Annotated in this window: 24 protein-coding genes and 1 pseudogene; 10 read left to right on the forward strand and 15 right to left on the reverse strand. The window is 70.3% G+C overall.

The window, feature by feature from the left end; genetic code table 11:
• Window positions 1-73: 73 nt before the first annotated feature.
• The 7 genes from AB0J06_RS20045 to AB0J06_RS20075 form a co-directional block, all read right to left on the reverse strand.
• Complete coding sequence (locus tag AB0J06_RS20045; RefSeq protein WP_357430447.1) at window positions 74-526, reverse strand: ATP-binding protein; 453 nt, start codon at window positions 524-526, stop codon at window positions 74-76.
• Window positions 516-1,385, reverse strand: a complete 870-nt coding sequence (locus AB0J06_RS20050) for an MEDS domain-containing protein (protein ID WP_357430448.1) — start codon at window positions 1,383-1,385, stop codon at window positions 516-518. The genes AB0J06_RS20045 and AB0J06_RS20050 overlap by 11 nt, the downstream gene beginning before the upstream one ends.
• A 66-nt stretch (window positions 1,386-1,451) precedes the next feature.
• Window positions 1,452-2,561 (reverse strand): enolase C-terminal domain-like protein, encoded by a 1,110-nt coding sequence (locus AB0J06_RS20055; protein WP_357430449.1) that lies wholly within the window; start codon window positions 2,559-2,561, stop codon window positions 1,452-1,454.
• Window positions 2,548-5,550, reverse strand: a complete 3,003-nt coding sequence (locus AB0J06_RS20060; RefSeq protein ID WP_357430450.1) for an FAD-binding and (Fe-S)-binding domain-containing protein — start codon at window positions 5,548-5,550, stop codon at window positions 2,548-2,550. Before AB0J06_RS20060 ends, AB0J06_RS20055 begins: the two co-directional genes overlap by 14 nt.
• Window positions 5,551-7,320: a thiamine pyrophosphate-dependent enzyme gene (locus AB0J06_RS20065; RefSeq protein ID WP_357430451.1), complete on the reverse strand. Its 1,770-nt coding sequence runs from the start codon at window positions 7,318-7,320 to the stop codon at window positions 5,551-5,553.
• Between the two features lie 189 nt (window positions 7,321-7,509).
• The gene (locus AB0J06_RS20070) at window positions 7,510-7,722 is read right to left on the reverse strand and encodes a DUF397 domain-containing protein (RefSeq protein ID WP_357430452.1); all 213 of its coding nucleotides are present in this window, start codon (window positions 7,720-7,722) and stop codon (window positions 7,510-7,512) included.
• Between the two features lie 13 nt (window positions 7,723-7,735).
• A complete protein-coding gene (locus tag AB0J06_RS20075; RefSeq protein ID WP_357430453.1) occupies window positions 7,736-8,602 on the reverse strand; it encodes a helix-turn-helix transcriptional regulator in 867 nt (288 codons plus the stop codon).
• Between the two features lie 498 nt (window positions 8,603-9,100).
• On the opposite strand from AB0J06_RS20075, the gene AB0J06_RS20080 reads away from it, so the two are divergent.
• The 3 genes and pseudogenes from AB0J06_RS20080 (at window position 9,101) to AB0J06_RS20090 (ending at window position 11,284) form a co-directional block, all read left to right on the forward strand.
• A complete protein-coding gene (locus AB0J06_RS20080; protein WP_357430454.1) occupies window positions 9,101-9,541 on the forward strand; it encodes a DivIVA domain-containing protein in 441 nt (146 codons plus the stop codon).
• Window positions 9,542-9,679: 138 nt separating this feature from the next.
• Window positions 9,680-10,336 (forward strand): annotated as a pseudogene (locus tag AB0J06_RS20085) (hypothetical protein); the annotation flags it as partial.
• Window positions 10,337-10,618: 282 nt separating this feature from the next.
• Window positions 10,619-11,284 carry a YceI family protein gene (locus tag AB0J06_RS20090; protein WP_357430455.1) on the forward strand — a complete coding sequence of 222 codons (666 nt, stop codon included), beginning with the start codon at window positions 10,619-10,621 and terminating at the stop codon, window positions 11,282-11,284.
• Between the two features lie 118 nt (window positions 11,285-11,402).
• On the opposite strand, the gene AB0J06_RS20095 is transcribed toward AB0J06_RS20090, so the two are convergent.
• A complete protein-coding gene (locus tag AB0J06_RS20095) occupies window positions 11,403-11,630 on the reverse strand; it encodes a TM2 domain-containing protein (RefSeq protein ID WP_357430456.1) in 228 nt (75 codons plus the stop codon).
• A gap of 132 nt (window positions 11,631-11,762) precedes the next feature.
• Entirely contained in the window at window positions 11,763-12,341 is a 579-nt protein-coding gene (locus AB0J06_RS20100) for a hypothetical protein (RefSeq protein ID WP_357430457.1), read from the reverse strand.
• A 233-nt stretch (window positions 12,342-12,574) separates the two neighbouring features.
• Here AB0J06_RS20100 and AB0J06_RS20105 point away from each other — a divergent pair, with 233 nt between their 5' ends.
• The 3 genes from AB0J06_RS20105 to AB0J06_RS20115 all read left to right on the forward strand — a co-directional run bounded on the left by AB0J06_RS20105 (window position 12,575) and on the right by AB0J06_RS20115 (window position 14,407).
• The gene (locus tag AB0J06_RS20105) at window positions 12,575-13,615 is read left to right on the forward strand and encodes an alpha/beta hydrolase (RefSeq protein ID WP_357430458.1); all 1,041 of its coding nucleotides are present in this window, start codon (window positions 12,575-12,577) and stop codon (window positions 13,613-13,615) included.
• Window positions 13,616-13,739: 124 nt separating this feature from the next.
• On the forward strand, window positions 13,740-13,946 hold the full coding sequence (locus AB0J06_RS20110; RefSeq protein ID WP_357430459.1) for a phosphatidylethanolamine-binding protein: 207 nt from the start codon (window positions 13,740-13,742) through the stop codon (window positions 13,944-13,946).
• A gap of 20 nt (window positions 13,947-13,966) precedes the next feature.
• Window positions 13,967-14,407: a hypothetical protein gene (locus AB0J06_RS20115; protein WP_357430460.1), complete on the forward strand. Its 441-nt coding sequence runs from the start codon at window positions 13,967-13,969 to the stop codon at window positions 14,405-14,407.
• A gap of 9 nt (window positions 14,408-14,416) precedes the next feature.
• On the opposite strand, the gene AB0J06_RS20120 is transcribed toward AB0J06_RS20115, so the two are convergent.
• A complete protein-coding gene (locus AB0J06_RS20120; protein ID WP_357430461.1) occupies window positions 14,417-15,070 on the reverse strand; it encodes a hypothetical protein in 654 nt (217 codons plus the stop codon).
• Window positions 15,071-15,209: 139 nt separating this feature from the next.
• Here AB0J06_RS20120 and AB0J06_RS20125 point away from each other — a divergent pair, with 139 nt between their 5' ends.
• The 4 genes from AB0J06_RS20125 to AB0J06_RS20140 all read left to right on the forward strand — a co-directional run bounded on the left by AB0J06_RS20125 (window position 15,210) and on the right by AB0J06_RS20140 (window position 19,462).
• Entirely contained in the window at window positions 15,210-15,422 is a 213-nt protein-coding gene (locus tag AB0J06_RS20125) for a hypothetical protein (protein ID WP_357430462.1), read from the forward strand.
• 93 nt (window positions 15,423-15,515) lie between these two features.
• The gene (locus AB0J06_RS20130) at window positions 15,516-16,376 is read left to right on the forward strand and encodes a WecB/TagA/CpsF family glycosyltransferase (RefSeq protein ID WP_357430502.1); all 861 of its coding nucleotides are present in this window, start codon (window positions 15,516-15,518) and stop codon (window positions 16,374-16,376) included.
• A gap of 291 nt (window positions 16,377-16,667) precedes the next feature.
• Window positions 16,668-18,536 carry an asparagine synthase (glutamine-hydrolyzing) gene (gene asnB / locus AB0J06_RS20135; protein WP_357430463.1) on the forward strand — a complete coding sequence of 623 codons (1,869 nt, stop codon included), beginning with the start codon at window positions 16,668-16,670 and terminating at the stop codon, window positions 18,534-18,536.
• 26 nt (window positions 18,537-18,562) lie between these two features.
• Window positions 18,563-19,462 (forward strand): sugar transferase, encoded by a 900-nt coding sequence (locus AB0J06_RS20140; RefSeq protein WP_357430464.1) that lies wholly within the window; start codon window positions 18,563-18,565, stop codon window positions 19,460-19,462.
• On the opposite strand, the gene AB0J06_RS20145 is transcribed toward AB0J06_RS20140, so the two are convergent.
• Genes AB0J06_RS20145 through AB0J06_RS20165 form a run of 5 tightly spaced genes read right to left on the reverse strand, consistent with a single transcriptional unit; the run spans window position 19,459 to window position 23,021 of the window.
• Complete coding sequence (locus AB0J06_RS20145) at window positions 19,459-19,923, reverse strand: hypothetical protein (protein ID WP_357430465.1); 465 nt, start codon at window positions 19,921-19,923, stop codon at window positions 19,459-19,461. The genes AB0J06_RS20140 and AB0J06_RS20145 overlap by 4 nt on opposite strands.
• Entirely contained in the window at window positions 19,920-21,035 is a 1,116-nt protein-coding gene (locus AB0J06_RS20150; protein ID WP_357430466.1) for a molybdopterin-dependent oxidoreductase, read from the reverse strand. The genes AB0J06_RS20145 and AB0J06_RS20150 overlap by 4 nt, the downstream gene beginning before the upstream one ends.
• Entirely contained in the window at window positions 21,032-21,673 is a 642-nt protein-coding gene (locus AB0J06_RS20155) for a class I SAM-dependent methyltransferase (protein WP_357430467.1), read from the reverse strand. Before AB0J06_RS20155 ends, AB0J06_RS20150 begins: the two co-directional genes overlap by 4 nt.
• Window positions 21,670-22,362 (reverse strand): DUF2064 domain-containing protein, encoded by a 693-nt coding sequence (locus tag AB0J06_RS20160; protein WP_357430468.1) that lies wholly within the window; start codon window positions 22,360-22,362, stop codon window positions 21,670-21,672. The genes AB0J06_RS20155 and AB0J06_RS20160 overlap by 4 nt, the downstream gene beginning before the upstream one ends.
• The gene (locus tag AB0J06_RS20165) at window positions 22,359-23,021 is read right to left on the reverse strand and encodes a glycosyltransferase family 2 protein (protein ID WP_357430469.1); all 663 of its coding nucleotides are present in this window, start codon (window positions 23,019-23,021) and stop codon (window positions 22,359-22,361) included. The genes AB0J06_RS20160 and AB0J06_RS20165 overlap by 4 nt, the downstream gene beginning before the upstream one ends.
• Window positions 23,022-23,084: the final 63 nt, after the last annotated feature.

Below are 23,084 nucleotides of genomic sequence, written 5' to 3' on the forward strand. Positions count from 1 at the left end.
CGGACGGGGGCAGGCGCGGACGGGGGCCGGCGCAGGCGGGGGCCGGCGGGGCGGGCTACGGGGCGGGGGCGGGCTACGGGGTGGGGGGGAGGTGGACGGTTGCCGTCACGCTGGCGCCCTCGTGGTCGCTGTGTACGGCGAAGTTGTCGGAGAACTGGGAGACCAGCCAGAGTCCGCGCCCGCCGACCGCCCCGGGCTCGGGGCGGGTCCGTGGGATGTGCTGCGCCGGCGAGATCCCCGGTCCGTGGTCACTGACCTGGCAGTGGAGCAGGCCGTCGGCGACCCAGAGCCGCAGTCGTCCCCGCCCGCCCCCGTGCCGCACCGCGTTCGTCGCGAGTTCAAAGGCGATGAGCATCAGTTCGCCGACCCGCGAGGTGGGCAGGCCGGTGCGGTCCGCGTGGGCGGCCACCGCCTGGCGGAGCGCGACGAGGTCACGCTCCTCGAACTGCTCCTCCAGCAGCAGGCGCGTCTCCTGGAGCGTCCCGGCGGGTGGCTCCACCGGCTGCGCGCCCGGGCTACTCGTCATGGCTGACCACCAGATCCAGGTGGGTGATCTCTTCGGCGCCCAGTGTCCGCAGCACCTTGTTTATCAGCGGTTGGGCGCGAACGGTCATGCGCTGGCCCGCGGCGAGGCTCGTCGCCGCCTGCAGCAGCGCCCCCGCGGCCTCCGCGTCGATGAACGTCAGCTGCGCCAGGTTGACGTGCACGTGCTCGTCCAGGTCGAGCGATTCGGTCAGCGCGCGGGTGAGCGGCTCGACACCGCGGTAGTCGATCTCGCCGGCCACCCGGAGCCCGGACGGCATGTACTGACGGCAGATCCGCAGCAGCGCGTCGTCGTGGTATGTCACCGCCGCGACGGCCAGGTCGTGGGTGGCCGCCACCCCGGCGAGGGTGACGCTGTCGAACGAGCGCCGGTCGTACTGGCAGACGGCGATGGACCCGCCCTCGGCGAGCAACGAGCCCAACTGCGTCTCGTACGTCATGAGCTCCTCGACCCCGGCCACCGGTCGCAGCGCCCAGGACATGTCGCCGGCGATCCGCAGCCCCTGGTAACCCTCCAGCCGGGCCTGCTCGATGTGCTCAGCGACCACGTCGAGCATCCGGCTGGCCGTGAACGAGCCTTCCGCGAGGTAGGTCTCCTGGCTCGTCGCCAGATGCAGCCGCCCGGCGCCGGTTTCCTCGTTGAGCGGCAGGCCGCGCTCGGTGAGCTCGGCCTCGAGCGTCGTCTGCGGGATCGAGTCGGTGAGGCAGAGCACCCGCTGGCCCTGGCGTAGCCCGTCGCGGACGAATGCCGCGACCAGGTCGAGCCGCTCCTCGGCGTCGGAGAACGTCAGGCAGGCGTGATCTCCGGGCTGGAGTTCTTTCACCCTCGATGGGCCGGCCAATCGACGTCTCCTGTCAGGTACGCGTGACGCTGCGCTTCACATTAGCTCGGGTGGACGTCGATCGGGTCAGCCGATGCGATGCCGTTCCGCGTCGACGGTTCGCAGGGTGAGGCCGTGGCCGGGAACGGAGAAATCCGGCCGGAGCAGCCCGCCGGTGGGGGCGAGGCTCCCGTCGAAGAGCATCGACTCGATCCGGACGTGATCGTGGAACCATTCTAGGTGGCGCAGGTTGACGGTGGCCGCGGCGGCGTCGACGTGCAGGTGCGGAGCGCAGTGCCCGGAGACCGACAGGCCGTGCGCGGCGGCGACGGCGGCAACCCGCAGATATTCGGTGATGCCGCCGCAGCGGCTCACGTCGACCTGCAGACAGTCGACGGCGCGGGCGGCGCACATGCGCTGAAAGTAGCTCAGGTCGTAGCCGTACTCACCGGCCGTGACGTCGGCGGTGACCTCCGCGCGCACCTCGCGCAGCCCGTCGAGGTCGTCGCTGGAGACCGGCTCCTCGAACCAGGTGACGTCCAGGTCGTCGAGGACCCGGCCCACCCGGATCGCCTGTTTGAGCTGGTAACCGCCGTTCGCGTCGACGTACAGCTCGGTGTCCGGACCGATGACGTCGCGGGCGCGGCGGGCCCGGGCCAGGTCCCGGCCGACTTCCATCCCCCACGATTCGGCAATTTTGATCTTTACCCGCGGGATGCCCGACCCGTGCACCCACACCCGGAGCTGCTGGGTCAGGCGCAACGCGTCATAGCTGGTGAACCCGCCGCTGGCGTAGACCGGGATCTCCTCGTGGACGACGCCGAGCAGCCGGGCCAGCCGCAGGCCGAGCAGGCGCGCCTTCAGGTCCCAGAGCGCCACGTCGACCGCGGAGATCGCGGTGGCGGCGATCCCCGGCCGCCCGAGGTTGCGCACCGCCCGCGACATCGCGTGGTAGGCGCCGGGCACGTCCAGGGCGCACCGCCCGGTGATCACCGGGGCGAGCACGTCGCCGACCAGCGCGCCGCCCGCCGCGGCCCCGTAGGTCCAGCCGAGGCCGACCATCCCGCCGGCCTCGGCGTGCACCACGACCATGGTGGTCGCGTCCCAGGTGATCGTGCCGTCGGCATCCGGCTGATCGGTGGGGATCCGGTAGACGGCGGCGCCGAGGCGGTCGATCGGCACCTCACCGCCGGGCACGCACGCCGTCCGACCGCACCGCGACGGCGTCTTCCGGGTACGGGTCGAGCCGTACCCCACGCACCGCCGCGTTGACCACCTCCGCCAGGTGCACCGCCCGGCGGCCGGGGCCGAGATCCTCGATCTGGGTACGGCAGGAGAAGCCGTCGGCGATCACGAGGGTGCGCGGGTCGGCGGCGCGGACGGCGGGCAGAAGCGCCTGTTCGGCACAGCCGACCGAGACCTCCCGGTGACCCGGGACCATGCCGAAGTTGCCGGCGAGCCCACAGCAGGCCGAGTTGAGCCGTTCCGCCTCCACCCCCACCCGCCGCATCAGCCGCAGATCGGAGTCGAAGCCGAGGATCGCGTGCTGGTGACAATGGGCCTGCACGATCGCCCGGACCGGCTGACCGTCCATGCTGGACAGCCGGGGGGCGAAGTCGGGGGCCCGCTCGGCCAACAGCTCAGCGAGCGTCTTCGTCTGCGCGGCCAGCCGCTTCACGTCGGGGTCGTGGCTGATCAGCTCATGGGCGTCGGTGCGGAGCACGGCGGTGCAGCTCGGCTCCAGCCCCACCACCGGTACGCCGTCGCGCAGTTCGGGGGTGACCGCCTCGACGGTGCGCCGCAGCACCCGGCGGGCGATCCCGAGCTGACCGGTCGAGATCCAGGTCAGCGCGCAGCAGACCGCCCGGCGGGGCAGGACCACCCGGAAGCCCGCCGCCTCCAGCACACCGACCGCCGCGGCGGCCACGCCGGGCGCGAGGTACGTGGTGAAGGTGTCCGGCCAGAGCAGGACCCGACCGCGCTCGCCCGAGCCGCGCGGCGTACGGCCGCGAAACCAGCGCAGAAAGCTGGCGCGGGCGAAGCGGGGCAGGTCGCGCTCCGGGTCGATCCCGCCGAGCCGTTTCACCAATGTGGACACACCGGGGAGATGGGCGACCGTGTTCGCGGTGTTCGGCGCGAGCAGCGCCAGCCGGGCCCAGAGCGGCAGCCAACCCAGGCTGTAGTGGTCGAGGGGACGGATCCGGCGCGCGTAGTGGTGGGAGAGGAACTCCGCCTTGTACGTCCCCATGTCGACGACGACGGGGCAGTCGTGCTTGCAGCCCTTGCACGCAAGACAGAGGTCGAGCGCCTCGGCGACAGCGGGGCTGCGCCACCCCTCGGTGATCGTCTCGCCGCGCAGCATCTCGAAGAGCAGCCGGGCCCGCCCGCGCGTCGAGTGCCGCTCCTCCCGGGTGACCAGGTAGCTGGGGCACATCACGCCGCCGTCCGGTTCGACCCGCCGGCACCGCCCCACGCCCGCGCAGCGCAGCGCGGCGCGGGAGAACGTGCCGTTGTCGTCGGGGTATTCGAAGGTGGTGTGCGGCTCCATCGGGGCGTAGCCGCTGCCGAGCCGGAGTTCGGCGTCCAGCCGATTGGCGTGCACCACCTTGCCGGGGTTCATCCGGTTGTCCGGGTCGAAGATCGCCTTGAACTCCTCGAATGCCCGCACCATCGTGTCGCCGTACATCCGGGTCAGCAGCTCACCGCGAGACTGCCCGTCGCCATGCTCGCCGGAGAGCGACCCGCCGTGCCGTACGCACAGGTCGGCGGCGCGTTCGACGAAGCGGCGGTACTGCCGTACGCCGTCGGCGGTGACGAGGTCGAACGGGATCGAGATGTGCACGCAGCCGTGCCCGAAGTGGCCGTAGAGGCTCGCCGCGCTGAAGCCGAACTGGTCGATCAGCCGGACCAGCTCGCGCAGATAGTCGCCGAGCCGCTCGGGCGGAACCGCCGAGTCCTCCCAGCCCGGCCAGGTGTCCGGGCCGCCGCCGGGCGTGCGTGCCGTCGCCCCCAGACCGGATTCGCGTACGTCCCACACCTGGTCGCGCAGCGACGCCTCCGTGAGCACGCTGGCGTCACCGTTGCCGACCTGCTCCGCCACATCCTCCGCGCGCCGCCTCGCCTCGTCCACCGTGTCCGCGCCGAACTCGGCGAGCAGCCACGCGCCGCGTCCGGGAAAGAGCTTGAACGCCTCGGGATGCAGGTTCTCCATCTTCTCGTAGGTCAGGAGTTTCGCGTCCATCCCTTCGAGCATGTACGGCGCGTACGCGTTGACGGCGGGCACGCGGTCGGCGGCGGCCGCGATGTCGGAGAAGCCGAGCATCAGCAGGGCCCGCGCGGGGGGCTCGGCGAGCAGCCGAAGCTCGGCGCGGAGCACGGTCACGCAGGTCGACTCGGTGCCGACGAGCGCCCGGGCGACGTTGAACCCGTTCTCGTCGAGAAGTTCGCTGAGGTTGTAGCCGGAGATGCGGCGCGGGATGTCGGGCGAGCGCCGGCGGATCTCGTCGGCGTACCGGTCGCGCAGCTCCCGCAGCCGACGGTAGATCTCCGCGGGCCGGCCCCCCTGGGCCTGGATCCGCGCGTACTCGGCCTCCGACGTCGGTCCCACCCACATCCGTACGCCGTCGTAGGTCAGGATCTCCAGCCGCTCCACGTTGGCGGCCGTCGTGCCGCTCCACTGCGCGGTCGACCCACACGTGTCGTTGCCGAGCATCCCGCCGATCGTGCAGTGGGTGTGGGTGGCCGGCTTGGGGCCGAAGACGAGACGGCCGTGCGGCCGGGTATGCCGGTTGAGCTCGTCACGGATCGTGCCGGGCTGCACGATCGCGGTCCGCGCCTGCGGGTCGACGTGCTCGACCTGGTTGACGTACTTGGACCAGTCCAGCACCACCGCCACGTTGCAGCACTGCCCCGCCAGGCTCGTGCCGCCGCCGCGGGAGAGCACCGGCGCGCCGTACTCCCGGCAGATTTCGATCGCCGTCACCGCGTCCTCCACATCGCGGGGGATCACCACGCCGATCGGGACCTGGCGGTAGTTGGAGGCGTCGGTGGCGTACATGGCGCGGGTGCCGTCGTCGAAGCGGACCTCGCCGCGGACGCGCTCGCGCAGCGCTCCGGCGAGCGCCGTGTGGTCGGTGTCGGTCTCCGCGTGCCGGGCGACCGGTGTGGGTAACCGGACCGCGCCCACTCAGTAGTCCCTCATCTGCTGGATGCGGTCCTTGAAAAGCGTGGTGGCGATCGAGACCTTGTGCGGCTGGCCGCGCATGAACGACTGCCCGAACTTCTTTGCCTGCTCGTAGCTGATCTTGCCGGGCATCGGCGGCTCGTTGGGGTCGACGGCGACGTCGACCAGCGCGGGGCCGGGGTGCGCGAGCGCCTCCCGCAGCGCCCCTTCCAGGTCGCCCGGCCGGTCGATCCGCGCGGCGAAGCCGCCGCAGCCGCGCGCCCACTCGGCGAAGGCGGGCTTCGGCTCGCCGTAGCGCACGCCGTGCTCCGGATAGCCGAGCACCATCTGCTCCCAGAGGATCTGCCCCAGGCTGTTGTTGTTGTTGATCACGACTTTGATCGGCAGTTGATACTGGGCGGCGGTGCGAAACTCCGCCATCAGCATCGCGAAACCGCCGTCGCCCTGGTAGGAGATGACCTGCCGGCCCGGATAGGCGTGCTGGATCGCGATCGCGTACGGCAGGCCGGGCGCCATCGTGGCGAGGTTGCCGGAGAGGTAGAACTCGCGGTCGCCGCGGATCTGCCAGTGCCGCGCCGCCCAGGTGGCGATCGTGCCGGAGTCGCAGGTCAGCACCGCGTCGTCGGCGGCGAGCTCATCGAGGAGCCGGGCGAGATACTGCGGTGCGATCGGGTCGCGCTCCGGCGTCTCCAACGCCGTCAGCCTCTCCCGCCACTCGCGCATCCTCGCGCCGTAGTCGCCGAGCCGGCCATGGCCGACCCGCGCGGTCAGCATCGGCAGCAGCGCCTCCAGGGTGGCGGAGACATCGCCGATCAGCGGCACGTCCGTCGGCAGCCGCACACCGGCCCGCGTCGGATCGATCTCCACCTGGACGACCTTCGTCGTGCCCGCGGGCGGCAGAAACTTCGTGTACGGGAAGTTCGTGCCGAGCATGACCAGCGTGTCGGTGTCCTCGACCAGTTCTTCGCTCGGACCCGTGCCGAGCAGCCCCAGCCCGCCCGTCGTGTACGGCGAGTCGTCGGCGATGACCATCTTCCCGTTCAGCGTCTTGATGACCGGCGCGTCCAGCGTCTCGGCCAACTGCTCGACCAGCCGCCCCGCGCCACGCGCGCCGATGCCGGCGAGGATCGTCACCTTCTGCCCCGCGTTGAGCACCTCCGCCGCCGCCCGCAGGTCCTCGTCGCGCGGCCGGGCCGGCGGTCCGAAGTAGACCGCAGCGCTCTTCGGCGCGCGAACGGGCGCCACGTGCTGGTAGGGCTGCGCGGTGGCCGGGGCGATCTGGATGTCGTTGGGAATGCTGAGATGGGCGACGCCCCGGCGCGCGAACGCCGTTCGGATCGCCAGATCGACCAGGGTCGGGAGCTGCTCCGGATTCACCACGACCTGGTTGTAGACGGAGACGTCCGCGTAGAGGCGGTCCAGATGGACCTCCTGCTGGTAACCGGTCCCGAGGACGGCCGTCTCCTGCATTCCGGTGATCGCGAGTACGGGGGTGTGGTCCATCGCCGCGTCGTAGAGGCCGTTGGCCAGGTGGACGCCGCCCGGCCCGGAGGTCGCCAGGCAGACCCCGAGCCGACCGGTGGCCTTGGCGTAGCCGGTGGCCATGAAGGCGGCCGCCTCCTCGTGGTGCACGAGGAAGAACCTGACGCGGTCGGAGTGGCGGCGCAGCCCCTCCATGATTCCGTTGATGCCGTCACCGGGGATCCCGAACACGGTGTCGACACCCCAGTCGGCGAGGCGGGTGATCAGAAGTTCCGAGGTGATCTGCTCCACGGGACGGGCTACCCCGCGCGCTTCCGATCAAACGTCGACCCTCGAACCTCATTCTGGCAAGGCTCATGCTGCTGCAAAGCAGTCGCGCCGCTACGACCCGTGGTCAGGGGACTACCTCGACATCGAAGAAGTGCAACGAAAGCTATCCACGCTGGTCTCGATCGTGATGCGGTAGGCGAGGGAGTCCCGCTACTGCGAGGCGCTGAACCCGCCATCCCCGAGACTGGTCACGAAGGCGGTCCACATCCTCTCGTTGAAGACGAGGACGGGGCCGTCAGCGTCCTTGCTGTCGCGCACGCCCACGCCCTCGGCGAGGCCCGCGACCTCGACGCACTGGCCGTTGCCGCTCGAACGGCTGCTCTTGATCCAAATCGCCTGGCTGATGTCTGGCATGGGGGGCATCGGTCTTCCTGTCCTAGAGTTCCCTGGCTCGCGCCGAGATCATTGTGAGGGAGTCGGCAGGGCTGCGGGCTGCCGCCTGGAGGTGCTGAAAGATCATCGCGTACCGGCGCACGTCCGCGTCGCGCTCCAGGAATAGGTCGCCGGCCATCGAGTCGGTGTAGACAAGGTCCGGATCGGCCGGGTCGGGGAAGTCCATGACGACGAACGACCCTGGCATGCCCGGGTGGGCGCCGGCTTCGAACGGGATCACCTGGAGCGTCACGTGAGGCTCTTCGGCGGCTCGGATCAGCTGCTCAAGCTGCTCCTTCATTACCCCCGGGCCGCCAACGGTGCGATGCAGGGCGGCTTCGTCAAGCACGGCCCAGAGGCGGAGTGGAGTCTTTCGACGCAGCGAGGCTTGCCGCTGAACGCGGACGTCAACGCGGTCCTGTATCTGCTGCTGACCAGCGAGCGGTAGGACGCCCGTGATGACGGCTCGCGCGTACGCCTCCGTCTGGAGAAGACCTGGCACGAAGAGGCCCTCGTAGTTACGGACGCTCCTCGCCTCAGCCTCGAAGCTGATGTACGTCATGTACTGCTCAGGAAGCTCAGACTCGTACGGCTGCAGCCAACCGAGTTGAGCAGCCTGCCGCGACAACGCGACGAGTTCGGACCGCCGGTCCTCGTCGGTCACGCCGTACTTGTCCAACAGCGCGATGAGCGTTCGCTTCTGCGGCCGAACTTTCGCGGTCTCGATCCGGTAGAGCGTCGCCACGTTGATGCCCGTCTGGGCGCTGACTTCCTCGCGCGTGAGGCCAGCGGCTGACCGCAACCCGCGGAGCTCACCTGCAAGCCTCCGCAGTCGCACGGTTGGTGGCTGACGCCGAGCCGACAAGTCCATCCCCTTCGCTCCTGTTCTGTAAGGAGTCTGCCCGCGTTGCACCTGCATAGCCAGCGCCGGGCGACCAAGTGATAGTCGTGCGTATGCAAGGGTTGCATTGTCCCATGAGCATAGGCACGATGGTCGTAGCGATGGTTGTGCATGGCTCGGCGGCCGACGGGTCGTTGCGGACCTCGATCGCACGGGGTGCCGGATCAGAGCAGGGAGGAAGATCAATGTGGGGTGCTGTCGCCGCACTGGCCGCTCTACTGGTCGGCTTCGGCGTGGGCATGTGCACCTATCGCGCGTCGCGTCGGTGGTGCGGCGTCTGTGGCAGGACGTTGACGTGCAGCGTGTGCGGCTCGGCGAGCGCGAACCGGGCAGGGCGTTGACGTGATGAAGCGGCTGCCGCCACTGCCGTCCGTACCGGTCGGCACCGTGCTTGAGCTAGCTCGACCTTCCAACCGTCATGCGACGACCAGGCGCTCCTCATTCCGAACGCGAAGGGTGGTCTCATCCATGTTCCGCTACGCCCGACAGCTCATCCGTGACCTTGTCAGAGCCGTCGCCGAACCCGGGCCGGTCGCCCCGGTTGTCGCGACCCGCATCGCCGGGCAGATTGGCGGCCGCGGTTACTGCGCGAGAAGGGCGATGCGCGTCCTTCCCGCTGAGGTCAGGCGCAAGCAGTTCAGCCTCACCAAGTTCGGGCGTCGTGGGCTCGACCCGGCGGAGGTGGATCACTTTCTCAACCGCGTGGCCGAAGAGATGAACGCTCTTTATCGAGACTTATCGACGTCACAGGAGCACGCAGGTCGGCTCAGGAACGCCCTGCGCGAGTGGCAGAGCCAGAACGCGCGGCGTAGCGCCGAGGACCACCCCTGGCGGCAGCAGCCTTCGGCGTATCAACGTTCGACGTCGATGTCGCCGCCCCACCCGAACACGAGGTTCACCGGTGCCTGAACGTCCGATCTTGCATGCCCGGTTCCTCCGCTGGGTGCCGGTCGCAGCAGTGGCCGTCGCCGCGCCGAAATGCCACCACCTCGCGGGTGTATCCCTCTCCCACCGGGAAACCACATTGTTTCTTCCGAAGGAGGGCTCATGGCTGACACTCCCGTCCCGCGGCGAGTCAACGACGGCGGCGCCTTTCACGACATGGTTAGGGACGTCGTGAACTTCCTGCCGCGAGCGGTCGCCTTCGTCGTAATCCTGATCGTGGGGTGGCTGATCGCCAAGGCCGCGCTCAAGGCCGTCGACAAAGTTCTCGAACGGGTGGGGTTCGACCGAGCCGTCGAGCGTGGCGGAATACGCCGGGCGTTGGAACGTAGCCGTTACGACGCTTCCGACATCGTCGCCAGGCTGGCCTACTACGCGATCTTGCTGTTCACACTGCAACTCGCGTTCGGCATCTGGGGCCCAAACCCGGTCAGCGACCTGATCACACGCGTCGTGTCCTGGCTGCCGCGCGCCGCGGTGGCCGTCATCATCGTGGTCGTCGCGACAGCGATTGCGAGCGCGGTGCGGGACCTGATCTCCGGCGCTCTGGGTGGATTGTCCTACGGTCGGCTGCTCGCCAATCTCGCGTCCTGGTTCATCATCGCGTTGGGCATCATCGCCGCGCTCAACCAGATCGGCGTCGCGACCACTGTCACCATGCCGGTTCTGATCGCTGTCCTCGGGACCATCAGCGGAATCCTCGTGGTGGGTCTGGGTGGCGGCCTGATCCGGCCAATGCAATCTCGCTGGGAACGGTGGCTGGAGCGGGCTGAAGCCGAGTCGCAGACGCTGGCCGAGCGCAACCGCGCTCAGGAACAGGGGCGGCCGGCCGGGCCCGGGGCGGCAGGTGGCGGCGGGCCCCAGGCGCAATAGCCCCCCACCTCGACGTCGGGCGGCCTGTGATGGTGCTCATCGGCGCCGGCAAGGGCGCCCTGCCGCGTCCTATGGTCGACCACGGGTAAACGTCGGACCATTCGGGCGAACTCCCGAGAACCGCAGCACCAGGGGTAACACCCGAGAACGATTCGGGGGGAAGGCGCGACGATGACCGCTTCTGCCACACGGTCCTGGGATGGCATGACCATCCCGGCTGCCGGCACCTATGTTCTCGATCAGGCGCACAAGCGGATCGGTTTCGTGGCCCGGCACATGATGGTCAGTCCCGTACGCGGTGAGTTCGCCGAGGGGACCGCGCAGATCGTCGTGGGTGAGGACCCGTTGGCGTCCTCGGTGACCGCGACCATCCAGGCGGCGAGCGTCGAGACCGGCACCCCGGACCGGGACGCCCACCTGAGAAGCCCCGACTTCCTCGACGTGGAGAGGTACCCCACGCTGGAGTACCGCAGCACCGGGATCAAGTGGCAGGGGAACGAAGACCCGATCTTCCAGTGGGCCCGCTTGAGGGGCCATCGACTCGGTCGCAGGGCCGACGCCCCCATCCCACAGCAGTCCAGCCGATCGAGGGGACGGTTCGGGCTCACCGGGGAGTTGGCGGTCAAGGGGATCACGCGACCGGTCGATCTCCAGGTGGAGTTCGGCGGCGCCCGGCGCGACCCGTACGGCCAGGACATCTTCGGGTTCAGCGCGACCGCGGACATCAACCGTGAGGACTACGGCCTGCTCTGGAACGTCGCCCTCGAAACGGGGGGTGTTCTCGTGGGGAAGACCGTGCGGATCGAGATCGCCGGCGAAGCGATTCACCAGCTCTGATCCGGCCCGGCCGACGCCCGATCGTCCTCGTCGACACTCACGCCGGAGGCGCGGAAAGGGGCCGGGGTGGCAACCCCGACCCCTTCGCGACGGGCCGTGCTCGTCATTTGTTCGTCGCTCAACGCGCGAGCGGCTGTCCCTGCTTGTCGGAGAACTTCCCCACCAGAATCATGATGAAGTCGATCAGAACCCAGATTCCGAGACCGCCCAGGGTAACGAGCTGCAGGATGCCGGTGCCGATCTTACCGACGTAGAAACGGTGTACCCCGAGCCCTCCGAGGAAGAAGCACAGCAGCAGGGCTACAACCCACGACTTCTGGGTGCTGACGGGGGCAGAAACGGTCACGTCTGGTCCTTTCTCGACTGATCTAGCGGCGGCGGAGCCTATCGGGGCCGGGTATTGGCGTGCAAGACCCGTACCTCGCCCCCGGCCGTCTCCGCCGACGAACTGCCACGAGAGCAGTACGAGCGATGAGCGTCAGCGACTCTGCAGGGCGTCCAGGCCGACCGCCATGGCGATCACCAGTCGCCGGTCGAGCTGGTCGTTGTGCACCTCCACGACGTACTTGTCGCGCAGCCCCCACTTCTTGATGACCGAGAACGCCGGCTGGTCGCCGATGACGAAGTCGAAGTGGTACGGCAGCCAGGAGAGCGAGTCGACGAAGCGGCGCAGGATCGCGACCACCACGTTGCGCTCCTGGCCGAGCGCCTCGCCGACGCCGGGCTGCTCGACGATCCAGGTGGAGCGCAGCAGCGACGCCGCGAACTTCTTGCGGAACAGCCCGACGGCGTTGCCGGCCGCGTCGACCACGTCGTACGTCGCGCCGAGGTCCAGCGCCTGGCGTGCCTTGAAGCCGAGGACCGGGGTCTGCTTGGTGTCGTCGGTGTAGAGCGTCACCTGCTCCTTGAAGGCGAGCCGCTTCTGCTGGGCGAAGGCGAGCAGTTCCCCTTCGGAGCCGTCCGCCGCGACCGCGCGGACCTCGTACTGGTTGACCATCAGTCGGATCCGCTGGCGTACGAAGAACTGCCGCTGAGCCTGCAGTTGCTGAACATCCATATGTGCTCCCGGGTCTGGGCGTTCATTCACGAGGATTGGTGCCGCGCCGGAGTCTCGCACAGGCCCGCCAGGGGCGGGGGGACCACGACGCGGCGGGACCACCGGTCAGCCGACAGTCACGTGGCCCGATGTCGCAGCCGGCCCCACCCAAATTGGGCTATTTTTTCCCCATCCGGGCGCCACCGTCTGCGCCGAGACGCTCAGGCTGTCCGCTTCGCGGAGGAGGAATCGCCATGGCGCAATCCGTGACGACAGTGGTGCTGGAGCCGGCCGCGCAGGAGGTCGTAGCGCAGACCGCCAACCCGCCGTTCCTGTTCGAGCTGCCGCCGTACGAGGGGCGGGCGAAGCTCGACCAGTTGCAGTCCGGCAACGTGGTGAAGCCGGACGTCGATGTGCGGGACGTCATCGTTTCCGGCGGCCCGTCGGGTCAGGTGCAGGTCCGGATCGTGCGGCCGATGTCCGTGCGGACCGGCGACGGTCGCCTGGGGGACCGGCTGCGGGAGGCGGCCGAGGAACTCGTACGCCCGAGGGACGGCAGGGACCGGGCCATGCCGGTGATCCTCTATTTGCACGGCGCGGGCTGGGTCTTCGGGGGCGCGCAGACCCACGACCGGCTGATCCGCGAGCTCGCCGTCCGGACCGACGCCGCGGTGGTCTTCCCGGAATACAGCCGGTCGCCGGAGGCGCGCTTCCCGATGGCGTTGGAGGAGTGTTACGCCGTCGCGCAGTGGGTCGCCGAGCAGGCCGTGACAGAAGGGCTGGACGGTTCCCGGATCGCGATCGCCGGCGACTCCGTCGGCGGGAACATGGCCACCGTGCTGGCGATGATGTCGAACCAGCGCGGCGGTCCGCGCTTCGTGCAGCAGGTCCTCTTCTACCCGGTCACCGACGCCAACTTCGACACCGGCTCGTACCGGCAGTTCGCCCAGGGCTACTACCTCGGTCGCGAACTCATGATGTGGTTCTGGGACCAGTATCTGCCCGATGCCGCCCGTCGCTCCGACCCGATGGCGTCCCCGCTGCAGGCCCCCCTCGACCAACTCCGGGGCCTCCCGCCCGCACTGATCATCACCGGCGAGGCCGACGTGCTGCGCGACGAGGGCGAGGCGTACGCCGCCAAACTCCGCCAGGCGGGCGTGCCCGTGACCGAGGTGCGGTACCAGGGGATCATCCACGATTTCGTCATGCTCGACGCGCTGGCCAACACGAACGCCGCCCGTGCCGCGACCGCTCAGGCCGCCATGATGCTGCGGGAGGCCCTGCACCGCGACTGAGCTGAGCGTCCCGGTGAGTTGAACCCGCCGACTCCATCGGCGGCGGTCCGCGGCGACTGACAGCGCATGGCCCGGACGTGTCGGGGTATCCGGTGGACAGATCCACACGACGGGAGGCCATCAGATGCCAGCACGTCCGGGCAGCAACGCGTACGACATCAAGCGTGCACGGCTGCGCCGCTCACTCGAAAACGCGGGGCAGGCCGTCGACGACGACGCGAACGACGTCGCGAACGAGATCCTGCAGGAAGAGCGCGGTCACGAGGGGGTGGTACGCGGCGAACGCGGGCTGGGCCCCAAGGGCGAGCGCGAGCGCGGTGAACGCCGGTGACCGGGGCGCGGAGCCCCGTCATGGACGGGGTGATCGCCGGGGCGGTCGGCACCCTCGCCATCGACGCCGTCACGTACGTGGACATGGCCGTGCGGGCCCGACCGCCGAGTCCGACGCCGCAGAAGAGCGCGGAGAAGCTCGCGGAGACGACCGAACTGGATCTCGGACCGGAGGACCAGGCGCAGAACCGCCGTTCCGGCATCGGACCCCTGCTCGGCTACGCCACCGGCGTCGGCACCGCGGTCGGGTTCGGGGCGCTCACCAAGGGACGGCCGGTGCCGTTGCCGGTCGCGGCGATGCTGCTCGGCGTCGGCGCGATGGTCGCGTCCAACGCCCCGATGGCGGCGCTCGGTGTCAGCGACCCCCGGCGTTGGAGCCGAACGGACTGGATCTCCGACATCGTGCCGCACCTCGCGTACGGAGTGGCCGCCGCGGCCACCTGGCGACGGCTCCGCGCCTGACCCGTCCGGTCACCGCGGTACGGCCGCCCCGGTCATCTCGTCCGCGAGCTTGCCGTCCAGCGACACCCGCACCAGGGCGGAGGCGAGACGGGGGAAGTCGGAGCCGTCGACCAGCGCCGCGAGCTTCTCCGCCGATTCGGGCAGCCGCAGCCGTTGCGCCCCGGCGATCACCCGCCGGTCCACGTACGGCCGTACGTCGGCCCACACCACCTGGACCTCGCGGAGGAAGATGTCCGCACCGGTCGCACCGATTCCGGCGAACTCGTCGAGGGAAGCGCGCAACGTCCTGACGTCGCCGTCGGCGTCGACGTGCAGCCGCCGCAGGTCCCCCTGCCACCGGTCGAGGCAGAGCTGCGCCCCCTTGCCGAGCATGGTCGCGGTGCGTTCGTCGTACCGTCGGTAGTGGCCGCGCCCCAGCGCGTCGACCCGCTCCTGCCAGCTCGCCTTCGCCATGCCCTGGGGGGTCCGGTAGCCGGTGGCGAAAAGCTCCCGTGCCGCCGCGATCCCCATTCCCGCGCGGATACGGGTGCTCAGCACGGTGGTGAGCACCAGCAGCTGGTAGAGCGGCTCGGGGCGGTCGGCCAGCCGGATCCCGGCCTCCTCGGCGTACGTGCGTCCGTGCCGGTCGAGCAGTGCGGTGACGAGGTCGCGGTCCTTGCTCATCCGCCCCGGTTACCCCCGATGCACGTTTCGCACGCGCTCCCGTTCGCGGGCGGCGCCGGCGGCATGGCGCACCGGGCGGAGGGTACTCAGAGAGGAAGCGTCCGAGAGGAATTCCGACGGCGAGCGAGAGGAAGCGGCCATGACAAACGTGCAACAGCCCGAGATGCGCCGCAACGGGAACACCCCGCTGGTGCAGGAGAGCAAGACGCCGCGTCCGGGCGACCGGCAGGCGCCCGGAGCGCAGAGCCGCACGGCGCGGCCGGTGCCGCCGGAGCAGGTGTCGCCGTACGGACCGGCGTCCCGGCCGGTGGCGGCGAACAACTCGGAGGACGAGGACGAGGCGGGCGTCTAGCGCGGCGCGCCGCTGGCATCGGTCCGGGTCCGCGCAGGGCCCGGACCGCACGCCGTTGCGCGGTCTAATGTCAGCTCGATGGGGCGCACCGGAATGGCGGACGACGAGCTGCGTAAAGCACGCGGCACGGACGTCGCGCCACCCGTCCCGGTTGACGCCGGCAAGCGCAACGTGCTCGGCGTGCTGGTCGACGCGGTGGACTACGAGGCCGCCACCCGGAAGGTCCTCGACGCGGCCCGTGAGCGACGCCCGCTCGCCCTGACCGCGCTGGCGGTGCACGGCGTGATGAATGGCGTGCACGACGCTACGTACAACGCCCGGTTGAATGGCCTCGACGTGGTGACCCCGGACGGTCAGCCGGTGCGGTGGGCGCTCAATCTGCTGCACGGCGCCGGGTTGCGCGATTGGGTGAGCGGCCCGGAACTCGTGCTGCGGGTATTACGCCGGATGGCGGCCGAAGACCTCCCGATCTACCTGTACGGCTCGACACCCGAAACGCTGGAGCGGCTCTCCGTATCGCTGATCCGGACGTTTCCCCGGCTGCGGATCGTCGGCGCGGAGCCGTCCGAATTCCGGCCCGCCGAGCCCGGTGAGGAAATCGGGGTGGCCGAGCGGATCCGTGCTTCCGGCGCGCGTTTGGTGCTCGTCGGGTTGGGTTGTCCCCGCCAGGAAATGTTCGTCGCCGGAATGCGTCCGCTGCTCGACCTGCCGTTGATGGCGGTCGGTGCCGCGTTCGACTATCACGCCGGTCTGCTGCGGTCCGCGCCGCGCTGGATGCAGCGGTCGGGGCTGGCCTGGTCGTGGCGGCTGGCGATGGAGCCGCGACGTTTGTGGCGGCGCTACCTACTGCTCAACCTCGGATACCTCGTCCGGCTCGGAGCGCAGCGAACGCGGCTCTGGCGGCCGGTTCCGCCGCGGCCGCGGCACGGGCGTCCGGATGTCCTACCGCTCTGACCGGGCCATCCTTTGTGGAGTCGTCGCCGGCCCGGCTGTCCGGTCTCGTCCGTCCCGATCGCGTCTGGGTGGCGGCGGGTCGCTGGCGTCGCTCGTCCCCTCCGGTCCCGCGCGTTCCTATCGCGCGCCGTAGGCAGGACACCCCCTTCGACCAGAGGGTTGATTCGCGCCGAGTGCCGGTCAGCGACCCCCCGCCCGTGTCAGGCTGAACGCAACCCGCAAGGCACATTCGCCGCACAGCGCACGGGGCGACGGGACAGTTAGCGAGGGGGCATGTGCGGTATCGCTGGAATGGTCTATGACCTGAATAACGGCCTCGTTGACCCGGACCGATTGCTCGCGATGTGCCGCAGTCTTTCCCACCGCGGCCCGGACGACGAGGGAATGTATGTCACCGGCAATGTCGGCCTGGCGATACGGCGTCTGGCCGTGGTGGACGTCAGGGCGGGCCGGCAGCCGGTGCGCAACGAGGAAAAGAACATCCACGCCGTTTTCAATGGCGAAATCTACAATCACGTAGCGCTCCGCCGGGAGCTCATGCGGCGCGGCCACCGGTTCGAGTCGGCGGCGGACTCGGAAGTCATCCCGCATCTTTACGAGGAGTACGGACCCGATTTCCCGGCACGGCTCGAAGGAATGTTCGCGATCGCGCTCTGGGACGAATCCGCACAGCGGCTCGTCCTGTCCCGCGACCGCATCGGGGTCAAACCCTTCTACTACGCGTCGTTGCCGAGCGGTCTGGTCTTCGCATCGGAGATACGGGCCATCCTGGCCGCAGGCGTGCCGGCCACCCTCGATCCGCAGGCGCTGACCGGCTATCTGTCCCTGATGTACATTCCAGGCCCCCGGAGCATCTATCGGGAGATCCGCAAACTCGCTCCCGGCACGACCATCGTGTGGGAGCAGAACCGCTGGTCCACCCGCCGTTACTGGGATCTGGCCCGGACACCGCAGCGCCGCGACCTGTCGCCCGACGCGGCGCGCCATACGCTGCGGGAGCTGGTCACCAGCAGCGTGGAGCGGCATCTGATGGCCGACGTCCCGCTCGGCTTCTTCATGAGCGGCGGCATCGACTCGACCTCCGTGGTCGCGGCGGCCCGCAAGGTCCGGCCGGACGGGATGCTGCGCACGTTCACCGTCGGCTTCCCCGACCGTTCGTACGACGAGCGGCGGGAGGCCGCCCTGGTCGCGCAACATCTCGGCACCAGCCACACCGAGCTGACGGTCGAGCCCAGCGCCGAGGACGTCGTCAACCGCATCGCCCCGATCTTCGACGAGCCGTTCGCCGACCCGTCGATGGTCCCCACCTACTACCTGTGCCAGATGGCCCGCCAACACGTGACGGTGGCGTTGAGCGGGGACGGTGGCGACGAACTCTTCGCCGGATACCACTCCTACAAGGCGGACAAGCTCGCCCACTACTACCGCTTCCTGCCCCGCGCGTTGACCGCCCGGCTCGCTCCCGGGCTGCTGCGCTTCATGCCGGCCTCCCACGCGCGGGCGAGCCTGGATTTCCGGGCCCGCCGGTTCGTGGAGAACGCGCTCGAGGATCCGGCACGGAGCCACTACCTGTGGCGGGTGGTGTTGCGGGAGGCACAGAAGGAGCGGTTGCTGCAGCCCGACCTCTTCGCCGAGGTGGTCGACTCGTACGAGACGCACGAGCCGCACTATCACGACGGCGCCGCGTTCGACCCGTTGACCCGCTTCCAGTACACCGACGCCAACGTCTACCTCGTCGAGGACGTGCTCGCGAAGATGGACCGGCTGAGCATGGCGCATTCGCTGGAGGTGCGCGTTCCGCTGCTCGCCACCGAGATCACCCAGTTCGCCTTCTCCCTCTCCGGTCAGCTCAAGATGCCGGGATACCAGCCCAAGCGTCTGCTCCGCGACGCCATGGCGGACGCGCTGCCCCCGAAGATCGCCGCGATGCGGAAGAAGGGCTTCAACGCCCCCCTTCCGCGCTGGCTCACCGGAGTCTTCCGGCCGCTCGTCGAGGAGTACCTGAGCAGAGACGTGCTGCGACGCCAGGGATATCTGCGGTTCGACGAGGTAAACCAGTTGGTCACCCGGCACATGGAGCACCGCGCGGAACACAGTCGGGAGCTCTGGATCCTGCTGATGTTCAGTCTCTGGGTGGAAGAGCACAAGGCGTACAGATAGCCCGAGCACAGGACAATGGGGGCGTCATGGGCGGGTGGCTGTTCTTGGCCTCGCTTCTGCTGACCGTTTTCGCGGCCCACGCCTACAAGCGGCGGTTCCGCCGGCGTGCATCGGCGTCGACGTACCGGAGATCCGTCCTGGCCAGTGTCGGGCTCACCGCGCCGGCGTGGTGCTGGTCGTACGTCCAGACGGGGATCCCGCCCCGCGCGTCGTTGCTGACCGTGGCCGGCGCCTTCGTGGGCGGCGTGGTGAGCACGACCTCCGCGATCGGTTTCGTGGAGGACAACGCGCCGCCGTCACCCGGCGTACGGCAGAAGGTGCTCGCCTATCACGTCGGCCTCGACTATCCCGCCGAGCCGATGCTGAAGCGGCCGTTCGACATCACCCTGGCACTGCTCGGGCTGGTCGCCACGCTGCCACTGTGGATCGTCATCCCCGTCTTCATCTGGATCGAGGAGCCGGGGCCGATCCTGTTCATCAAGAACTCGGTTGGCAAGGGTGGCGTGACCTTCCGTCAGGTGAAGTTCCGGAGCATGCGGTACGACGCCGAGCGGTTCACCGGACCCGTCGCCTCGCCCAGCAGCGATCCGCGCACCCTGCGGTGCGGCCGCTGGCTGCGGCGCTGGCACGTGGATGAGTTGCCCGAGTTGGTCAACGTCCTGACGGGTTCGATGAGCATCGTCGGGCCACGACCGCTGCGCACCGTCCTGGTGCAGCGTTATCTGGAGGAGATCCCCGGCTTCGCCAACCGGCACACCGTCAAGCCGGGCATCGCCTGCATCGCCCAGATCGAGAAGTACCACATCGCACCCGCCGACCGGCTCCGCAAGGACCGCGTCTACATCCGACGGATGAGCCTCGGGATGGACGTACGGATGCTGTGGCGGGCCGTGATGAGCACCGTGCGGGGCGCGCGGCAGGGTTAGCGCGTCGGTCCCGAGGAGCGGCGGGGCGACGGCGCGGCGCGACCGGCGGGCCGCCCGCGCCACGCGTAGACCGCGGTCGCGGCGAGGAGCAGCGCCCACATCGCGGCGATGAAGAGCAGCAGACCGGGCAGGTAGTTGCGGTCGTCCAGACCGGGGTTGGCCGGGCCCGCCATCGGCCGGGTCAACACGGGCACCGCGACGAGGAGCACCACTCCCGTCGCGACCAGGCCGGCGATGATCGCGGTCCGCCACGGCCGGGGGATCAGCCGGGTGAGCACCACACCGGCGAAGGCCAGGGTGGGGGCGAGCAGGAAGTCGTGCGCCGGCGGCCCGATCGCGAGCCACGCGCCGAGCGAGAGCAGATACCGCGGCGACCAGGTGGCCTGTGTGAGCAGCAACCAGCCGCCGTACGCCATGACGGCCGTGCCGACCGCGCCGAGCAGGACGCGGGTCTTCGTCACGGCCGCACCCGCAGCTCGCCGACCCACTTCGTCTGCGTCACGCCGGGCCTCGTCGCGGCGATGATGCGGCACGGGTAGCCGTGGTTGAGCGAGAGGTCCGCGCCGTTGATCTGCAGCGCGAGCAGCGTGAGCGGGTCCCGGACATGATCGGGGTGCAGCACGCTGGTCCGGTACTGACCCGCTTTCTCCATGGACGTTACCCGGACCTCGCCGGTGGGTGCGCCGACGGCGCGGAGCAGTTCGGAGACGGGGACTCCGCTCCAGGTCGCCGTCTGGCTCCAGCCCTCCACGCAGGCGATCGGGAGCACGTGCGTCCGCTGCGGCAGGGCCGCGAGCTCGGCGCGCGACAGCTGTTTGCTGCTGCCGGGCCAGTGGATGGCGAGCCGCCAGTCGTCGCCCGCCCGGGTGACCTGCGCCGACTGGGCGGTGCGGTTGATCGGGAGCCCCTGCTCGCCCCCGTTGGCCGAGCGCCAGCTGAGCGGGGAGACGCGGTAGAGCCAGGGGACCGTCGCGCCCGCGGTGGCCACGAAGGCCGCCCCGACCGCGAAGCCCGTCGTGGCGAGGAAGCTGCGCCGGCTCAGGCTGCGGCTCCCCGGCTCCGGCGCCCCCACCGGGCTTCCCAGCCCTTCCCGGATCTTCGGCAGCTTGGCCGCGATGTGCAGGATGATCGCGCCCGCGGCGAGCCAGGCTCCCGCGTAGTGCGTCGGCACGAACGTGAACGTCCAGGGGTACGACTGCGCGCTGTTGAACAGGCCGGTGGCCAGTTGGAAGAAGGCGGCGGCGATCAGGATGAGGATCGACGCGCGTTCGAGCGCCCGCGCGACCGAGCCGAAGACGGGGCGGGCGAAAAGGATCGGGTAGACGGTCCAGAGCTTCGCCAGGAGCAGGGGGACCGCCGCGATGCCGGCGAGCACGTGCACGCCCTGCGTGATGCGGTAGAAGTTGACCGGCCGGGTCGGCCACCATGAGCCGTGCTGCCCGATATGGGAGATCAGGCCGGTGACGAAGCAGAGCCCGAAGGCGATGCCGAGCAACAGCCCGAGCCGGGCCGCGACCCGTACGTCGTGGAGGTCAGCGGTGAAATCCTGCTGGCGCGGCGCCCGGAGTTTCACCGCCGCCCCAACTCGGTGAACCACCGCCCGCGACAACCGATCGTGCTCCGCACGGTCAACGGGGTCCGGGCGGTCAGCGCGGGCAGGACGTCGAGCCCCACCCGCGCCCAGGCGAACGGCGGGCTCTCCCCGTCGGGGTGCTGCAACCGGGACCATCCGCGCCACAGGCCGGTCCCCGGTTCGTCGACCTCGGCCAGGATCGTGCCGTCCGGTGCGAGCAGTCCCGCGCACCGCCGCAGCAGGGTCACCGGATCACCGTTGATCCCGATGTTGCCGTCGGCGAGCAGCACGTGCCGCCACCGCCCCTCGCCGGGCAGTCGCTCGAAGATGCTGCGGGTGAGCGCGAGGGCGCCCCGTCGGCGGGTCATCCGCACCGCCTCGGGGGAGGTGTCGATGCCGAGCGTCGGCACACCGCGCGCGGTGAGTTCCGCGCTGAGCCGCCCCGGCCCGCAACCGATGTCGAGGGTGGTGCCGTGGCACCGGTCGAGCAGGCGCCGCATCACCGGCTCGGCCGGCGCGTGCCATCGACGTACCGGCAGGTGGACGTGGTGGCCGTCGTCGTCCAGCCGCCGACAGGGTAGTCCGGCGATCGCCGCGGCGTAGCCGTCGAACGGGGGCGCCGAGGTGGCCGCGGTCACCGCGCGCCGATTCGCGACCGCGGCGCCGGCTCGCAGACCTCGCGTACGGCGGTGGCGAACCGGCCGTCCGGGACGACGGAGGCGACCGCGACGGCGTCGACCATGTGATCCACATCGGAGAGCGGGGGCAGCGGCTCCACCCGCAGTCCCCGGTCGCGCAGCGCCCGCGCGGTCCTCGCTCCGGTGTCCGGCCGGGAGGTGGGCACGGGACGCAGCGCCTCCGCGTCGGTAGGCCGGCGCAGCCCCAGCGCCCACCACCCGCCATCGGTCGCCGCCCCCAGCAGCGCGTCGGCCCCGGCGACGAGCCGCTGTCCCGCCGCCGCGAGCAGGGCGGCGGGCACCTGCGGGGTGTCCATGCCGATCTGCAGCACGGGCCGTGCCGGAAAACGGGCGGCGACCTCGGCGTGCGCGGCGGCGAGCCGGTCGGCGAACGTCGCTCCGCGCTGGGCCATGACGGTCCAGCCGCGCAGCGACCGTTCGATCTCGGTGGCCCGGGCCGCGCCGCGCAGGTCACCGGCGAGGGCCAGGACCGGGGTGGCGGCGCCGGCCGCGGTCACCGCGTCGAGCGTGTCGAGCAGGGCGGCGGCGGCGATCTCCGCCGCCTGCGCCGCGGTCGCCGGTGGACAGAGCCGCGTCTTGGCCAGGCCGGGCGCCGGAGCCTTCGCCACCACCAGCAGAACGAAGCTCACGTGAGGACCCGGGCCATGTCGCGGGTCGCGCGCAGCGTGCCGCGGACCGAACCGGAGACCTTCGAGCGGGTACCGGCGGTCCGTGGCCGGTACGGCACCGGCTGCTCGGCGATCCGCCAGCCGGCCGCCGCCGCCCGGACCAGGAGTTCCAACGGATAGCCGAAGGCGCGGTCCCGTACGCCCAGGTCGAGCAGATCGCGACGGCGTACCGCCCGGATCGGCGCGATGTCGTGCACCGGGGCGCCACGTCGCCGCAGCAGGGCGGCGAGCGCGGCATTGCCGGCGCGGGCGTGCCAGGGCCAGATTCCGGGTGCCACGGGGACGCGCCGCCCGACGGCCAACTCCGCGGTGCCGGTGGAGACCACCGCGACCAGTTCGGTCAGGTCCGACGGATCGAGCGAGCCGTCGGCATCGATCACACAGACGATCTCCGCGGTGGCGGCGCGCAGTCCGGCGTCCACGGCCGCGCCGTATCCGCGCCGGGGTTCCGTGACGACCTGCGCGCCATGTTCGGCGGCGATCTCCGGCGATCCGTCCCGGGAACCGTTGTCCACGACGATGGCGCGGTAGGTGGCGGGCAGCCGTTTCAGTACGCGGGGCAGCGCCGGGGCCTCGTCGAGACAGGGCAGCACGACGTCGACCGGGCTGGGCTCGCTCATGCCGCGGCGTTTCCGCTACCGCGCAAACTAAACGTACCGGGCATTTCGCTGCGGGTGCCGCGG

The organism is Micromonospora sp. NPDC049679, assembly GCF_040659735.1.
Taxonomy (GTDB): Bacteria; Actinomycetota; Actinomycetes; order Mycobacteriales; family Micromonosporaceae; genus Micromonospora_I.

Bases quoted from the DNA above. Each gene is read 5' to 3' on its own strand.
- AB0J06_RS20045 (WP_357430447.1), bottom strand. From the start codon at position 526: ATGACGAGTAGCCCGGGCGCGCAGCCGGTGGAGCCACCCGCCGGGACG.
- AB0J06_RS20070 (WP_357430452.1), bottom strand. From the start codon at position 7,722: ATGCCCCCCATGCCAGACATCAGCCAGGCGATTTGGATCAAGAGCAGC.
- AB0J06_RS20075 (WP_357430453.1), bottom strand. From the start codon at position 8,602: ATGGACTTGTCGGCTCGGCGTCAGCCACCAACCGTGCGACTGCGGAGG.
- AB0J06_RS20080 (WP_357430454.1), top strand. From the start codon at position 9,101: ATGTTCCGCTACGCCCGACAGCTCATCCGTGACCTTGTCAGAGCCGTC.
- AB0J06_RS20090 (WP_357430455.1), top strand. From the start codon at position 10,619: ATGACCGCTTCTGCCACACGGTCCTGGGATGGCATGACCATCCCGGCT.
- AB0J06_RS20100 (WP_357430457.1), bottom strand. From the start codon at position 12,341: ATGGATGTTCAGCAACTGCAGGCTCAGCGGCAGTTCTTCGTACGCCAG.
- AB0J06_RS20105 (WP_357430458.1), top strand. From the start codon at position 12,575: ATGGCGCAATCCGTGACGACAGTGGTGCTGGAGCCGGCCGCGCAGGAG.
- AB0J06_RS20110 (WP_357430459.1), top strand. From the start codon at position 13,740: ATGCCAGCACGTCCGGGCAGCAACGCGTACGACATCAAGCGTGCACGG.
- AB0J06_RS20115 (WP_357430460.1), top strand. From the start codon at position 13,967: ATGGACGGGGTGATCGCCGGGGCGGTCGGCACCCTCGCCATCGACGCC.
- AB0J06_RS20120 (WP_357430461.1), bottom strand. From the start codon at position 15,070: ATGAGCAAGGACCGCGACCTCGTCACCGCACTGCTCGACCGGCACGGA.
- AB0J06_RS20125 (WP_357430462.1), top strand. From the start codon at position 15,210: ATGACAAACGTGCAACAGCCCGAGATGCGCCGCAACGGGAACACCCCG.
- AB0J06_RS20130 (WP_357430502.1), top strand. From the start codon at position 15,516: ATGGCGGACGACGAGCTGCGTAAAGCACGCGGCACGGACGTCGCGCCA.
- asnB (WP_357430463.1), top strand. From the start codon at position 16,668: ATGGTCTATGACCTGAATAACGGCCTCGTTGACCCGGACCGATTGCTC.
- AB0J06_RS20140 (WP_357430464.1), top strand. From the start codon at position 18,563: ATGGGCGGGTGGCTGTTCTTGGCCTCGCTTCTGCTGACCGTTTTCGCG.
- AB0J06_RS20165 (WP_357430469.1), bottom strand. From the start codon at position 23,021: ATGAGCGAGCCCAGCCCGGTCGACGTCGTGCTGCCCTGTCTCGACGAG.